General features: G+C 38.6%; 10 protein-coding genes and 1 tRNA gene. 1 reads left to right on the top strand and 10 read right to left on the bottom strand.

The window, feature by feature from the left end:
* Window positions 1-129 precede the first annotated feature (129 nt).
* From LC115_01765 to LC115_01755, 3 genes are all read right to left on the bottom strand, one after another.
* On the bottom strand, window positions 130-3,534 hold the full coding sequence (locus LC115_01765; GenBank protein MCZ2355408.1) for a T9SS type A sorting domain-containing protein: 3,405 nt from the start codon (window positions 3,532-3,534) through the stop codon (window positions 130-132).
* Between the two features lie 89 nt (window positions 3,535-3,623).
* Window positions 3,624-4,718: a DUF445 domain-containing protein gene (locus LC115_01760; GenBank protein ID MCZ2355407.1), complete on the bottom strand. Its 1,095-nt coding sequence runs from the start codon at window positions 4,716-4,718 to the stop codon at window positions 3,624-3,626.
* Window positions 4,719-4,809: 91 nt separating this feature from the next.
* Window positions 4,810-4,897: transfer RNA gene (locus LC115_01755), tRNA-Ser, on the bottom strand.
* A gap of 249 nt (window positions 4,898-5,146) precedes the next feature.
* Between LC115_01755 and prmA the strand changes: the two genes are divergently transcribed.
* Window positions 5,147-6,004 (top strand): 50S ribosomal protein L11 methyltransferase, encoded by an 858-nt coding sequence (prmA, locus tag LC115_01750; protein MCZ2355406.1) that lies wholly within the window; start codon window positions 5,147-5,149, stop codon window positions 6,002-6,004.
* 72 nt (window positions 6,005-6,076) lie between these two features.
* Here the strand turns inward: prmA and LC115_01745 are convergent, their stop codons facing one another.
* From LC115_01745 to LC115_01715, 7 genes are all read right to left on the bottom strand, one after another.
* Window positions 6,077-7,960 carry a cation-translocating P-type ATPase gene (locus LC115_01745; GenBank protein MCZ2355405.1) on the bottom strand — a complete coding sequence of 628 codons (1,884 nt, stop codon included), beginning with the start codon at window positions 7,958-7,960 and terminating at the stop codon, window positions 6,077-6,079.
* 178 nt (window positions 7,961-8,138) lie between these two features.
* Complete coding sequence (accC, locus tag LC115_01740; GenBank protein ID MCZ2355404.1) at window positions 8,139-9,488, bottom strand: acetyl-CoA carboxylase biotin carboxylase subunit; 1,350 nt, start codon at window positions 9,486-9,488, stop codon at window positions 8,139-8,141.
* A gap of 37 nt (window positions 9,489-9,525) precedes the next feature.
* The gene (accB, locus tag LC115_01735; protein ID MCZ2355403.1) at window positions 9,526-10,017 is read right to left on the bottom strand and encodes an acetyl-CoA carboxylase biotin carboxyl carrier protein; all 492 of its coding nucleotides are present in this window, start codon (window positions 10,015-10,017) and stop codon (window positions 9,526-9,528) included.
* 190 nt (window positions 10,018-10,207) lie between these two features.
* Window positions 10,208-11,935: a LysM peptidoglycan-binding domain-containing protein gene (locus LC115_01730; protein MCZ2355402.1), complete on the bottom strand. Its 1,728-nt coding sequence runs from the start codon at window positions 11,933-11,935 to the stop codon at window positions 10,208-10,210.
* 167 nt (window positions 11,936-12,102) lie between these two features.
* A complete protein-coding gene (gene accC / locus LC115_01725) occupies window positions 12,103-13,590 on the bottom strand; it encodes an acetyl-CoA carboxylase biotin carboxylase subunit (protein MCZ2355401.1) in 1,488 nt (495 codons plus the stop codon).
* Between the two features lie 110 nt (window positions 13,591-13,700).
* A complete protein-coding gene (locus LC115_01720) occupies window positions 13,701-13,844 on the bottom strand; it encodes a hypothetical protein (protein ID MCZ2355400.1) in 144 nt (47 codons plus the stop codon).
* 34 nt (window positions 13,845-13,878) lie between these two features.
* Entirely contained in the window at window positions 13,879-14,643 is a 765-nt protein-coding gene (locus LC115_01715; GenBank protein MCZ2355399.1) for an IS5 family transposase, read from the bottom strand.
* Between the last annotated feature and the right edge of the window lie 37 nt (window positions 14,644-14,680).

Below are 14,680 nucleotides of genomic sequence, written 5' to 3'. Positions count from 1 at the left end.
CCATAGACTTTAGCTGATATAGTTTTGGGAATAAAGAAATCTGCTTAATGCGTTAGAATATTATACCTATTAAATAGCGAGAGCCGATGAATAATTCATCGGCTCTCGCTATTTAGGTCATCAAACTATTTACTGCTTGATGATTCGGCGGGTTGTAACTCCGTCTTTTGTATAAGCTTTCAAGATATAAATACCTTGTGGTAAGTGAGAAATATCTATTTGGCGGCGAACTTCCATAGCTCCTTTTTCTGTTTCAGACATTACTTTGATACCACGTAGGTCGTAAATATCAAAGGTTAAATCTTCACGCTCGGTCATGCTAATTTCAACAACGAAAGTACCATTGTTTGGATTAGGATATACCTGTAAGTTAGAAGTTAAGAAATCGCTATCAATAGATACTACGCTCATTTTGCAGGAATCTGTCTGGGTAGGAATACATTTTTCACCCGGATTTAGGGTTGGAACTTTTACTAAGAAAGTGCGAGCATCGGCGGTATCAACGCAAGCACCTGATTTTACGACCAAGTTTACTTGTTTAGCAGAAGCTATCACTTTTGAATATCTCAAGCATATTTTTTGGGTACCGGATCCGGCCGGTGTAGTTCCTAAACTACCATAAAGAATTGTCCGTCCTGAAGATGAAACGTTGTACCATACACGATAGTCAACAGGTGTTCCGGTAGTTAAAGAGGTGTCTTCTAATGTGATAACGGTACAAGTATCTACGTTAACCAATGGGAACGGTGTGATTTTGTACATAGCCGTTACTGGGCGGGAAACAGTCAAGTTAATGGAGTCAGTAGCAGTTTTGCAATTAAGTGGGTCATTAACGATGACAGAATATTTTCCGCTTTGGTTCGCAAATATAGTAGAGTTCGTAGAAATTTGGCTACCATTATAGTACCAAACATAGTTGGCACCAGCATTTCCAGCATCTAACTGAATACCATTACAACTTGCTGAGTCTGGTTTGCCAAGATCTATGGCAACATTCCATACTTTCAGTTCAACGGTTTTAGAAACTACGCAACCTGTTGAGTTTTTGGTAACATAAACAGTATATTGGCCGGTAGTTGCTGCTGATAGGTCATTAGACGTTCCCAGAACGGCTCCTGAAATTCCTTTTTTCCAAACATAGCTTTGGTCAGCCGGGTTGTTTGTGTTTGCGGTAAACTTAAATGCAGATGCTTGAGATTGGCAAATTTGTGTATCTCCGGCAAGTGTTAATGTTGGTAAATCTAAGATATTTACATACACATTATCAGCAATGGTAGAGCAACCTAAGCTTGATCCGTCAACAGAAACACTAACATCAGCTGATGTAGTAACAGTAATTGCAGGTGAGGTATTTCCTGAAATCACATTGCCAGCTACCGTCCAAGTATGAGTAACACCTGTTAAGCCGGTATTGATGGTGTATTCACCACATCCAGATAAAGTGTCAGTACTAAATACAGTTGCAGAGATATTGTTTACACATTTTTCTACAATATTATTTTGGCAGTTGTAATCTCCTTTTGCGTTGGATTTTACTGTAAAGCAATAAGCTCCTGTATTGGATATATTATAAGTATTGGTAAAGGTTAAAGTTGTAGAAGCACCGGGAGCTAAATTTACTCCGGTAAATGGCTGCCCAACTGTTATCGGATTTCCGGAAGGCCCTGTTAAGGTATAAGAAAGTTCAACATCAGAAAGGTTTGCAGAGCCTACATTTTTAATTTCAACTGATACATTTCCTGTAGAAAGATTGCAACCACTAACTGGATTGGTAACTGCAACCACCTGAACATCGGTTGCGGGGGCTTCGTACATAGCTTGGGTATATTTGATTTCAGGGATATAGAAGAAATCTACCGGAGAAGTATCATTCGTTCTGATTTTTAGAAATACTGTTGGTACTTGAAAAACGCCTGATCTATTTCTAACTGTTGGAGAAATTGTTGGATAAATGATATTTTTGGCCCAAGTAGGGTCTCCGTCGCTCCATTTAACAATTTGTGTAATAGCTTCATCATCTATGTGGAAAGAACGTCCCCATAAGTCTGGTGAGTTTAAGCTGGTATTTGGGTTAGAGGCAGCTACTTCGCTTGTATCATCTGACCATGAGTAAAAGATATAATGTCCTGTTTCATCTCTGGCGATTTGTGAATAATTGCTCCACTGTAAATCTCCACTTGCACCTACAGCACCATTAACTTCAGCAATCATTTTAGGGCACCAAGTAGCTCCGCCGTCATAAGAAGTGATGTCAAATGCGGCCTTAGATCCACCGGGTTGATAATAACCTACGCTGTCTGGATGTGGGAAAGAATCTGCTGCATTAAAAATCGTAGCAAAAATGTGTGGATTCCCACGAAAATCAACGGCGATATCATGGTCTGTAAGATACGGAATTCCGGTGCTAAATGTTGAATTTCCTGTTGAGTCTCTAAATTCTGTTAAAATAGCATCCGTAACTACTTTGTAATCACGTAAAAATAACTTAATAGGGCCAGTCCAAGTTACTCCATAATCTTCGGTTTTGTATAATACAATTGTTGGGTGAGTAGATCCCGGTACATTTGGGTTATCTACAATACCTATCATAGAAAACCAGCCAAACCTTCCGTCTGGTGAGAAACCTATATTGGTTTCATATATAGCTGTTCCGTTATTAGCAGGTTTAGTTATAAAGAATCCCGGGCGGAAGGTAGCATATTTAGCCCATACAATAGAGTCATTATTACCTGTAACTACTCCTTTAAATAAATATACGGAGTCTAAGGTAACGTTTGCTGCGCTATTATAGGATCTATCAGAGAGCCAAAATTCGCCGGGTTTTCCTTGAACTAAGCCGCCGGGTATTAAGGTATTATGGATTTTTCCAAGCCCTAAATATTCTTGAGATGAGGTTACTGTGCCGCACATTCCTTTGGCAATACCCCACTGGTAGTTATCCCAGCCATTTCCGTTAGTAGTAGCAGCGTGCCAAACAACACGAGCATTGCAGAAGTCGGTATTTCCTGCAGGATTATACAAAGCTACTTGTGGGTAACGGGCACGGTTGCTTGTTAAACGGTTGTTAAACGGTCCTTTGTCAATGGTCCAGCTAGGATCACCGTCTTTTTGAAAGTCTGTGCGTAAGAATCCGTTATAGATAGCGGCATCTGTTCCTGAGCCGTGAATATCAATATTTTGGCGGTGTCCCCAACCAACAACACCAAGTTGGTCGCTTGAGTAAACTTGGTTTTGGGTAACTTGCAAAATAGTGTAAGCATTGGATGCAGTTCCTACAGGAACAGCCCCTAAGTTAATTTGGGTTTTTCCGGTTGGCTGCTGGGGTCCGATAGGTGTTGTAGGCTCGATACGCTGTAGCGGACCTACATATTTTCCTGACTCCATCAGAATTCGTTTAGCCCACACGGCTTGGTAATCAACTTTTTCCGTTACCAACGACGTGCTTTTCTTTACATGCTTTGTCTTCGACTGGCCAAATGCTGCGCCAGCTACTAAAAGCATTGCTCCAAAGGTGAATAGGTGTTTAACCTTCATATTGCACTATTAAATGTTAAATAATCGCAAAGTTAATAACTTAATTCTGAAAACAAACCAATACTGTTCTGTTTTATCAAAAAAAGTGCTTATTTCACTGCCTTCCGATATAACCAAAAGTCTATTATCAACAAAATGCCTACAAGGAATCCGATTCCTATTGTCATTAAAATGGGCTGCCATAAAATTAGCCCGCCCAATATTCCCAAAACACCTCCTAAGTATTGAATGTATTGTAGCTGCTCGCTGGTGGCTTGCTCTATCATCAGTTCTAAACGCGCTTCGTCAAATTCCATTAATTGTTTCTTTAGCCAATCTTGTATTTTTAAATTGTCTAAAACTGCTATCAATAAGGTATCTATCTTCGTAGCGATATTAGCTTGCTGCTCTGTTAGTTGCTTAAAAATATCCACCATATAAGGTTCTGGATTTTCAATGAGGGCAGCAACCGCAGCGGGAATTTCATCAACTGTTTTATTCAATTTGGCTTGGTATTCCGTAGAATTGATAGCTGTATAAGATTTTAATAAGATTTTAGAAAATCCTTTTGAGAAGTTTTCTTTCAGTTTTTGGTCTAAATTACTAATAATCTTTGTTTTAACTTCGGGTTGTTGGAGGTATTTCTCTAAGGTGTTTTCGGCATATTTGCTTAATTCTTTCAGAAATTCTTTATCGTTCAATAATTGTTGTGTGCCGTTGGTCAAACGTTCTGTAATCTTTTGTGAAATTTGAGATTCTTTTAGTTTTTTTTTGATGATAGATTCATTAACCACAAATTCATGAATAGCTTCGGCAATTCGCTGGGCAATCTTGTATTTTTGGGAAGGGATAAGGCCATGCCCCCAAATAGGGCGTTTTTCTCTTGGGTGAAATAACATCTTGATAGCTACATAGTTTGTGAAGTAACCAATGATTCCGGACATAGCAAGTGTTCTGATAATCCCTTCAAATGAAATTGGTTTATCATACCATTTAACTTGCTGAATAACAACTTCTTCAAAATCATAGTAAAAGCTAAACAGAAATGCAATAAGGCACAAGTAGGGAACTATGCGTATTACTTTTAACGCTAACTTTCCATAAGCAGAGAAGCCCTGTGTAACGGTTTTATTATCAGGGTGCGTTTCAAAAATATCTTTGAATGTAAAGTGCTTTTGTAGATAATATTCCCAAAAATGTTTCATGTTTCGAAGAAACAAAATTTAAGGCTAACCGGCCAAGTTTTATTACAAACAAAAAAAGCAAACGAAGAATTTCGGTTGCTTTAATATTTTGCAGAGAGTGAGGGATTCGAACCCTCGATACGGTTTTGCCATATACACACTTTCCAGGCGTGCTCTTTAGACCACTCAGACAACTCTCTGTGGTTGCGTTTTCGAGCCGCAAAGTTAAGCATTTTTTTAAAACAAAATAGTTCGATACATAATAAAAATTTTAAATAATTGATAACTAAATTGTTATATCTTGAAACAACTATTCTTAATAAATAATCAAGCGCATATAAAAAAACGAATATAGCTTTATTAGCCTATTCTTTTGATTTTTATAAGAACTTATTACGCCGGCTCTTAAATAGATGTATTTTTGGCGTGTACTGAAAAATTCTATAAAAGTGGCAGAAAATCAATTTATTGATTACTATGAAGTAACTATCCAAGCGTCAAATACAGAAATGGTTGAGATTTATTTAGCGTGGTTGCAAGAGTATGATGTTTTTGAAAGTTTTATAGAGCAGCCGGACACTTTGTTAGCATATATGCCGGCAAACTTATACCAAGAGTCTATTATTCAGCAGATTATGACTTATCTTCCTGAATCTCCGGCTTATTCATCGCGGTTAATCCCTCGTGAAAACTGGAATATTTCTTGGGAACAAAACTACCCGGCAGTGGAAATAAGCAGTTTTTGCTTTATCCATCCGGAATTTATCGCTCCTAATAAAGACTTTCAGCATAACATTTGCATACAACCTAAAATGTCCTTTGGTACCGGGCATCATGCTACTACACAATTAGTTATCAAATTATTACAGCAATTTAACTGTTCCCAAAAGAGGGTCTCAGATGTTGGCTGTGGAACGGGTATTTTGGGGATTTTAGCTTCTAAATTAGGTGCAACTTCTGTCTCATTTGTAGATATTGACCATTGGTGCATAGAAAATACCCAAGAGAATATTGCTTGTAATCATATCGTTAATACAAAAGTTCAATTAGGAACAGCACAGATTTTGAGTTCAGAGCCGCCCTTTGATTTGATATTAGCAAATATAACCCGAAATATATTGTTAGACGAAGCACCTCTTTATCTATCATTACTGAAACCAAGTGCTTCTTTGATGCTGTCTGGATTTTATAAAGCAGATATTCCCGTAATAGTAGATAAATATCAATCGCTTGGGTTTACATTTATTTCTGAAGTAACTGATAATGAATGGGCTGCACTAAGATTTCATTACTATCACGATAAATAGTTTTTTTGCAAGACTATAAAACCAAGCTATTTTAGGGAGGATATAGCTTAATCAGTGCCCAAAGGCTTAACTTTATTTAAATCTCATCAGGCTTAGGCTTAGTATAATCACGACCAATGTAACTCCCACATCAGCCGTGATGGCAAATACTAAATTACTGTAACCCAAAAAGGCTAATACGATGAACAGTAATTTTACGGTGATAGCTCCGATGGTGTTTATTTTTATCCGCTGTAATGTTTTGCGGCTGAGGCGAACTAAAAATGGGATAAGTGAGAGGTTATCGTTCATCAAGGCGATATTTGCTGTTTCAATTGCGGTGTCGCTGCCAGATGCTCCCATAGCAATGCCAACGGTGCTTTGGGCTAATGCCGGCGCATCATTTACCCCGTCGCCAACCATTGCTACTTTTTGATATTGCTGCAACAGTTCTTTGATTTTTTCTGCTTTATTTTCAGGCAGTAATTCGCCAAAGATTTTGTTAATCCCCACTTGTTTAGCCACATATTGTGCTGATTTTTCGTTATCTCCGGTCAGCATTACGGGTTCAACCTGCAAATCTTTTAGTTCTTTCAATGCGGTTATGCTGTCTGGTTTTATTTCGTCTGTAAGGGCGATTATTCCGGCAACGCCTTTTCCAAAACTCACCACTACACTTGTTTTTCCATCCTGCGAAAGCTGTTCTACTATTTTTTCGGTTTCTGGATTTATCTCTTCATGTTCCTTAATATAAGAAAATTTCCCCAGTAATATAGTTTCATCTTCGCAAACTAAGCATTTTGCGGTTGCTCCTTTTCCAATAATGCTTTTAAACTGCTCCGTTTGGTGTGGTGCAAATCCTTCTTTTTGGCTGGCATCAACGATTGCCTGCGCAAGTGGATGTTCACTAAAGATTTCGGCTCCGGCAGTGCAAGCCAATAACTCTTCACGGCTTGTACCATTTAAAGGAATTACATCACTCACCACAGGATTCCCAAAAGTAATTGTCCGCGTTTTATCTAACGCAATAGCTTTGATGCCGGCCAGTGCCTCAATGTATTTACCTCCTTTTACCAATGCTCCTTTTGAAGATGCGTTGCCAATAGCTGCATAAATAGCAACAGGAGTAGAAATAACCAACGCACACGGGCAAGCTATAACCAACAAAGTAATAGCTTGTTGTAACCAAATATTTGTATCAAGATCTAACGCAAATACAGGAATTATAAAAAGAAGAACAGCCAGAACAATGATAGACGGAGTATAGTATTTAGAAAATTGCTGAATGAATTTTTGGGTATCGCTCTTATTAGCAGAGGCTTCAAAGGTAAGACGGATGATTTTTGAAAAAGTTGTATCGGCTGATATTTTGGTAGTCTCAAGTTCTATAAAGCCACTTTTGTTAAGCGTTCCGGCAAAAACATTGTCGCCGTTGTGTTTATCTTTTGGTATTGGCTCTCCGGTAATAGCTGCTTCATCAACGGCAGTTTCTCCAGAAATAATTTTTCCGTCAAGCGGAATCATTTCTCCGGGCTTCACCTGAATAATAGTACCAACCGGTATTTTATCAATCTGAATAAATTCGTTTTGTGCTTTTACAAAAGCTGTCTTAGGGGCTTTACTAACCAACTCATCCAATGCTGATTTGCTATTCTCGATACCAATATCCTCAAGACGCTCTCCTAAGACATACAACACAATTACAACTGCGGCCTCTGGAAATTCTTTTAAGTAAAATGCCCCCAAAACAGCAATAAGCATCAACAAATTGATACTGGAAAAATCAAAACTTATGGCCGATTTTACACCTTTCCACAAAATTTCATAACCAATGCCAATGATAAAAACAGCAAATATAACAGGCGAATACGGCATGGGAATGTCAATCCCCATAATACTCAACACTTCTAAGGCAACAACAATAGTGATTGCCAACAGTAGAAAGAGAAATCTTTTGTCGTGAACAGGAAGTTTCATCTTGATTTTTATAATAGCCGAATATCGTTAGCAATATACGCTAATATAAAAAGCAATGATTGTGTTTTTTGGACAAGTTCTACGGTAAATTTATTGATGCGGCGGGATTATACCCATAGATTCTTTTGGTCGGTAATGCTGATTTAAAAGCAATCAGTTTATGCTTATTATCAGCACATTAACCTAATAACTCTTGGTAGTGTTCCTGAATAAAGTTTGTAGAAAAATCTCCTCGTTTAAAGGCTTCGTTTTTCATCAGACGTTGGTGAAAAGGAATGGTTGTTTTTATCCCTTCGATAACGAACTCATCTAATGCGCGGGACATTTTATCAATAACTTCTTCGCGGGAGAAAGCTGAAACAATCAGTTTTCCTATCATTGAGTCATAGTAAGGTGGGATCATATATCCGGCATATACGTGGGTATCTACTCGCACACCGTGCCCGCCCGGCTTATGGAATTGAGTAATCCTGCCGGGGCATGGTCTAAAGTCATTGAACGGGTCTTCGGCATTGATACGCACTTCCATAGCATAACGATTTTCCGGATAATAATGCTTACCGGATACCGGAACTCCTGCGGCTACTTTAATTTGTTCTTTTATGAGGTCATAAAAGAAAATTTCCTCCGTAACGGGGTGTTCTACCTGAATTCGGGTATTCATTTCCATGAAGTAGAAGTCTCCATTTTTATCTAATAGAAACTCGATTGTTCCCGGACCTTCATAGTTTACGGATTTGGCGGCAGCTACGGCTGCTTCACCCATTTTGTGGCGTAACGAGGGGGTAAGTGCCGGGCTGGGTGCTTCTTCAACCAACTTCTGATGTCTTCGCTGAATAGAACAATCTCTTTCTGAAAGATGGCAGACGTTACCATATTGATCTCCAACTACCTGAATTTCAATGTGTCTTGGCTTTTCAATATATTTTTCGATATAAACACCATCATTTGAGAAAGCGGCTAATGCTTCCTGCTGCGCCATATTAAAGGAGTCATAAAAGTCCTCTGGTTTCCAAACGAGGCGCATTCCTTTTCCGCCGCCGCCGGCTGTGGCTTTTATGATTACAGGATACCCGATTGCATCTGCAATTTTTTTTCCTTCTTGTGGGTTTAATATTAAGCCGTCAGAACCCGGTACTACCGGCACATTTGCTTTACGCATCGTATCTTTGGCCGTAGCTTTATCGCCCATAATAGCAATTACTCCGGGAGGCGGACCAATAAACTTGATTCCGTATTCTTGGCAAAGTTGGGAAAAACGTGCATTTTCAGAAAGGAAGCCGTATCCCGGGTGGATTCCATCTACTCCGCAAATTTCTGCTGCCGAAATAATATTTTGCATATTTAGGTAGCTATCTCGGCTTGGAGGTGGACCAATGCACACAGCCTCATCGGCAAAACGGACGTGCAAGCTATCTTTATCCGCAGTAGAATACACCGCTACCGTCTCTATTCCCATCTCCCGACACGTGCGCACAATACGTAAGGCAATTTCACCCCGATTGGCAATCAAAATCTTCTTAAACACAACTTTTTGCTTATAATTACTACTTACCGTAACTTTATCAGGAGAGTTCTATTTCAAACAAAGCCTGATCATATTCTACAGGGCTGGCATTATCAACCAAAATATTGACTATACGGCCTTCTATGTCTGACTCTATTTCATTAAATAGCTTCATGGCTTCTACAATGCACAGCACTGTTCCTTTGTGAATAACATCGCCAACTTTTACAAAAGGATCTTTATCTGGCCCGGGAGATTTGTAATATGTACCAATCAAAGGTGATTTAAAAATATAATTTTTAGAGGGTTTTGGCTGCGAAGAAGTTGTGGTTTCCGGGATAGAAATAGCTGGCGTAACTGGTATCTGATGAACTGGTTTAGTTTCCGGAACAGAAACTACCGTTGGTGAAACAGCCGGTTGAGACGCAATAATTACAGGTTCTGACTTTCTTTTAACCTTGATTTTAAAGTCTTTATGCTCAATTTCTACCTCTGCAAGTTCTGATTCGTTTACAAAACGAAGAATCTCCTGGATTGCTTTATAGTCCATAAAAGTTAATTTACGCGCCAAAAATACAAAATCCAACTTTAAAGTAAAGTATTTTCTAAAACTTTGTTTGTGTTTAGGGTTTTGTTAACGGGTAATTTAGCAACTATAAGTATAAATCTCTTTTGGCTGATTTATGATATTAAATTTAATGAACTAAGGTAAGTTAGCAAGCAATTTCTGCTGATAATCTCTACGGTATCAATATTATCTGGCCAACTCTTAGGGTTGATCCTATTTTAGGATTTAGTTTTTGTATTTTTTCAACGGTAGTTCCGTGCTTTTTAGCAATAATCCATAGATTATCACCATTTTTTACCGTATATTGAGTTGGTTTTAAGCTCTTTTGGGTTGAATTTGGAGTTGTTGTTTGGCTGGTAGCTGGAGGTTTTGTTTGTGTTGTAGGCGTTCTGGGCTGAAATTGGTTAGTAGGCGGAAGCTGGATAATTAGTTTTTGTTTTGGAAAAATTGTCGTATTGCGCAGGTTATTCCAGAGCATTATATTTTTTACGGAAACATGATATTTTTGGGCGATAGCACCTAAGTTTTCTCCGTGCTGTACGGTGTGGGTGGAACTTCGGGTCGTTCTGGCAACATACGTAGCCGTATTCATATATGGATTTTTATAGGTAGATACTGGTTTAGTAATATTTTGTTTGGCAAAGAAAACCGTAACCCCTAAACTGTCTGTATTCATTTCGGGTCGGGTAATATTATCGGTAGAGTCATCCATAATACTTTCATTAATCTGTAAATTAACCGGATTTTCGTTTTTTAAATAAGCATAATAAGATGTTAATAAAGCATTTGCAAAGAGTTCTCCTCTATTCAAATAACCTTCGTTTGTTAGGTGTACTCTATCTCTTTTAGCTAATTGGTAGTTTTCCCATTCTAACATTACGTTTTTTCCTCCGGCAACGTTGTAGTAGTCATAGAAAGCGCAGTTAAGGTCAAAGGCAACTTTTTGTGCAATCTGGGAGGCTTTTTCGCAATCGGTGATGTTGTAATGATAGCGGTAAATATCCTGCGAGCATCCAATCAAGAATGAAGTATTAGGGCAGGCTTCACGAATGTTTTGGATGATTTTTCGTAAATTTTGCTCGTATTCAATTTCGTTAATGTTGCTTCCATAATAATCGTTTGCACCTAAGTCTATTACAACCAAGTTTGGGTTAATTTCAGCGATTTGATTAGCCATTAAATCTTGCGCTAAGATGCTGTATAAACCCGCGCCATTAATCCCTACTGAATGATACAAAATACCAGTTTCTTCTGGATTTTCTAAGCTAAATCCGTATGTTTCAAAGAAATAGCCTCCATTTGATCCTGAAAAACTTCCTTCTAACCAGTCTATGGGTTTATCAAATAACAGTTTTGTGTAAGGAAGTGCTGTGTCTGCGGTGTCCAAGTTGATTTTTATAGGGAGTTCCGTAGGGCTGGTTTTTAGATTTAGTATAAAAGAGCCGGTTTTGTTTTGCGGGTGATATATTTTCAGCAGCGTTTTAGCGGTCTTAGCTGTATTTGAATGAAAGTTAAAGCGGAATGTTGCCCGTTGATCTTGGGTTCTTATGGTAACGCCAGTAAGCCCCAGTGAAAATTTGGGCTCATAATGAATATTTTTAGCGTATTCCCATTTTCCAGTAACATAAGTAAGGTAATCAACGGCGGAGTGCGTCCTCGCAGCCGCATAGGGAAAAACCAGCCCGCGCCCACCATTGCCAAAAATATCTTGCAGCCTCCCCCTGATAAATCCAGTAAAGACATCTGCCTGAACGTGGGAATCCCCAATATGAACTATCTTAACCTTTTGTGAATCTGTATGCTTTAAAGCCTCAAAAAAAGGCTGAACCGCCTGCACATCCTTCCACTGCCAATAATTCTGCCGGTAATGAATAAATGGATAATGTGTCTTATACTGCAAAAAAGCCTGAATATACTCAGGGCATGACTTACATGGTTTTGAATAACAACCGGTTATATTAAAAAAAATACCTATAAACGCTAATATAGCGCAACTTCTTTTTGTTATATAACGAACAATTAACGGGATAAATTCGATAGTCAAATTCAAAAAATAAGAAAAATGGTTTATGTCCTGTTTCGTCTCCAATTAGAATCCGAAGCAGTAGTTGTGTTATTTAGGGGTTGGATATTCTGATGCTGTTTTTGCAAGAACTGCTGTGCTAACAATAATCCTGCTATAATTTCATTTTCAGTTAATTCAGGATGTAAATTTTCTGGATCAAAATATTTTTGGACAAAGTGAGTGTCAAAGTTTCCGGACACAAATGCCGGATGATTCAGCACAAATTTACAGAAGTCAAGGGTATTTTTTACCCCCACGATTTGGTATTCATCAATAGCTCTGATCATTTTTTGGATGGCTGCCTTACGGTCAGGTGCGTGTACGATTAGCTTAGCAATCATTGGATCATAATAAACCGGAATGTTCATTCCTTCTTCAAAGCCGTCATCAACACGGATTCCCGGCCCTGCCGGACGATTATAGACGGTTAGCGTACCAATATCCGGTAAAAATTTATTTAGTGGGTCTTCGGCATAAACGCGAATTTCCAGCGAATGTCCGTTTATCTTGAGGTCTTCTTGCGAAAACGTAAGCGGGTTGCCTTCTGCAATACGGATTTGCTCCGCTACTAAATCTAATCCGGTAATCATCTCTGTTACAGGATGTTCTACCTGCAAGCGAGTGTTCATCTCTAAAAAGTAGAAGTTTAGGTTTTCATCTACCAAAAATTCAACGGTGCCGGCATTAAAGTAATTACAAGCGCGACAAGCATTTACAGCGGCTTCGCCCATTGCTTTTCGGAGTTCTGGAGACAAAATAGATGAAGGTGCTTCTTCTATTACTTTTTGGTGGCGGCGTTGCACAGAGCATTCACGCTCAAATAGATACACAATGTTTCCATGTAGATCTCCCAATACCTGAATTTCGATATGACGGGGAGATGCTACATAACGTTCGATGAACACAGAGCCGTCCCCAAAGGCATTAATAGCTTCTGATATGGCTAAGTTCATCTGCTCCTCAAAAGTTTCTGGGTCTTGTACTATGCGCATACCTTTTCCGCCACCGCCGGCTGATGCCTTGATTAGCACTGGATAACCAATTTCTTGAGCTATTTTTTTCCCTGTTTGAACATCTAAAACGGCTTCATCTACGCCGGGTACTAACGGAACTCCATATTTACGAACAGCTTGTTTTGCGGCAATTTTGCTACCCATAGTTTCCATAGATTCAGCACTTGGGCCAATAAATGTGATTCCGGCCTCCCTGACTTTACGCGCAAAACCGGCATTTTCAGACAAAAAACCGTAGCCCGGATGAATCGCATCAATTTGGTGTTTTTGGCACAATTCAATAATTGCATCACCTCGTAAATAGGATTGAGCCGAAGCAGCCTCTCCTAAGCAAAAGGCTTCATCGGCATAACGCACATGGGGGGAAGTCCTATCAGCCTCAGAATACACTGCAATAACGGTTATACCCAACTCCCGCGCCGTCCGCATAATTCGCAGGGCAATCTCCCCACGGTTTGCAACCAATAATCTTTTCATCCCTAATGCAGCAAAGTTAAATAGAATTGAACTGACTTGAACTTTTTTTGTTTTAAACTTTGGGTTAGGGTTCAGAAAGCTATGGTTTCGTTAGTAAATCTTTTTTGCTATCATATAACCATGACTCTCTTGTTTCTTGGAAAAGCTAAGTAGCGCACAAACAATTCTAACCCCGTCCTTTTTCCGCCCATTTTTGGATTTTTTTGTGCTTTGGCAATGTGAGGGTAGGTAATTGTTAGTTTGACTTCTGACATAAATTGTTAAAGTTACTTAGAGGTTGTTTAAAATTTATTTTTTTATTCTGTTAAGCATAATTCTAATCATAGCTAAGTGCACAAAGCTTGTACTGCATTCGGGGTGGAATTCATAGTCATTAACCAATCTTCGTTGAAAACCAAGCCATCCAAAAGTTCGTTCAACTATCCATCTCTTGGGTAAGACATTAAATCCACTAATTCCTGCCACTTTTTTTACAATTTCCAAAGTGTAATTCAAACTTTTTAAAATCCATTCAGCTAAGTTACCGGTATAACCTTGATCTGCCAATATTTTTGTCAATCTAGGGTACTTATATCTTAATTCTTCAAGAACATATTTAGCTCCTTCTCTGTCCTGAATATCAGCGTTATGAATCACAATAGCTATAATAAATCCGAATGTGTCAGTAATAATATGTCTTTTTCTTCCTTTAATTTTCTTGTTTCCGTCATAACCGTTTGATAACGAGAAAGAACAAGTTTTAACAGTTTGACTATCAATTAATCCAAGACTTGGTGAAACATGTTTTCCTTTTTCCTTTCTTAACTTATCACGCAAAAAATCATGTATTTCTTCAATAAGCCCTTCTGCTGTCCATTTTCTGAAATAATAATAAACGAGTTGCCACTTAGGGAAATCTTTAGGCAGCAATCTCCATTGAACACCAGTTTTGGTGATGTACAATAATGCGTCTACAATACATCTTAAAGGATGCTTTCTTTTCCTGTTATCATTTACTATTTTTTCAATAGCTTCGTACTGAATATCAGTTAGGTTGGTTGGGTAGGCTTTCATACTTGCTTAATTATCTGATTAATAATCAGCAATATAC

The organism is Bacteroidia bacterium, assembly GCA_026932145.1.
Lineage (GTDB): Bacteria > Bacteroidota > Bacteroidia > J057 > JAIXKT01 > JAIXKT01.
Note: the sequence above shows the minus strand (reverse complement) of the source record. Positions and strands in the feature narration are given on the sequence as shown.

Bases quoted from the DNA above. Each gene is read 5' to 3' on its own strand.
- LC115_01765 (MCZ2355408.1), bottom strand. From the start codon at position 3,534: ATGAAGGTTAAACACCTATTCACCTTTGGAGCAATGCTTTTAGTAGCT.
- LC115_01760 (MCZ2355407.1), bottom strand. From the start codon at position 4,718: ATGAAACATTTTTGGGAATATTATCTACAAAAGCACTTTACATTCAAA.
- LC115_01745 (MCZ2355405.1), bottom strand. From the start codon at position 7,960: ATGAAACTTCCTGTTCACGACAAAAGATTTCTCTTTCTACTGTTGGCA.
- accB (MCZ2355403.1), bottom strand. From the start codon at position 10,017: ATGGACTATAAAGCAATCCAGGAGATTCTTCGTTTTGTAAACGAATCA.
- accC (MCZ2355401.1), bottom strand. From the start codon at position 13,590: ATGAAAAGATTATTGGTTGCAAACCGTGGGGAGATTGCCCTGCGAATT.
- LC115_01720 (MCZ2355400.1), bottom strand. From the start codon at position 13,844: ATGTCAGAAGTCAAACTAACAATTACCTACCCTCACATTGCCAAAGCA.
- LC115_01715 (MCZ2355399.1), bottom strand. From the start codon at position 14,643: ATGAAAGCCTACCCAACCAACCTAACTGATATTCAGTACGAAGCTATT.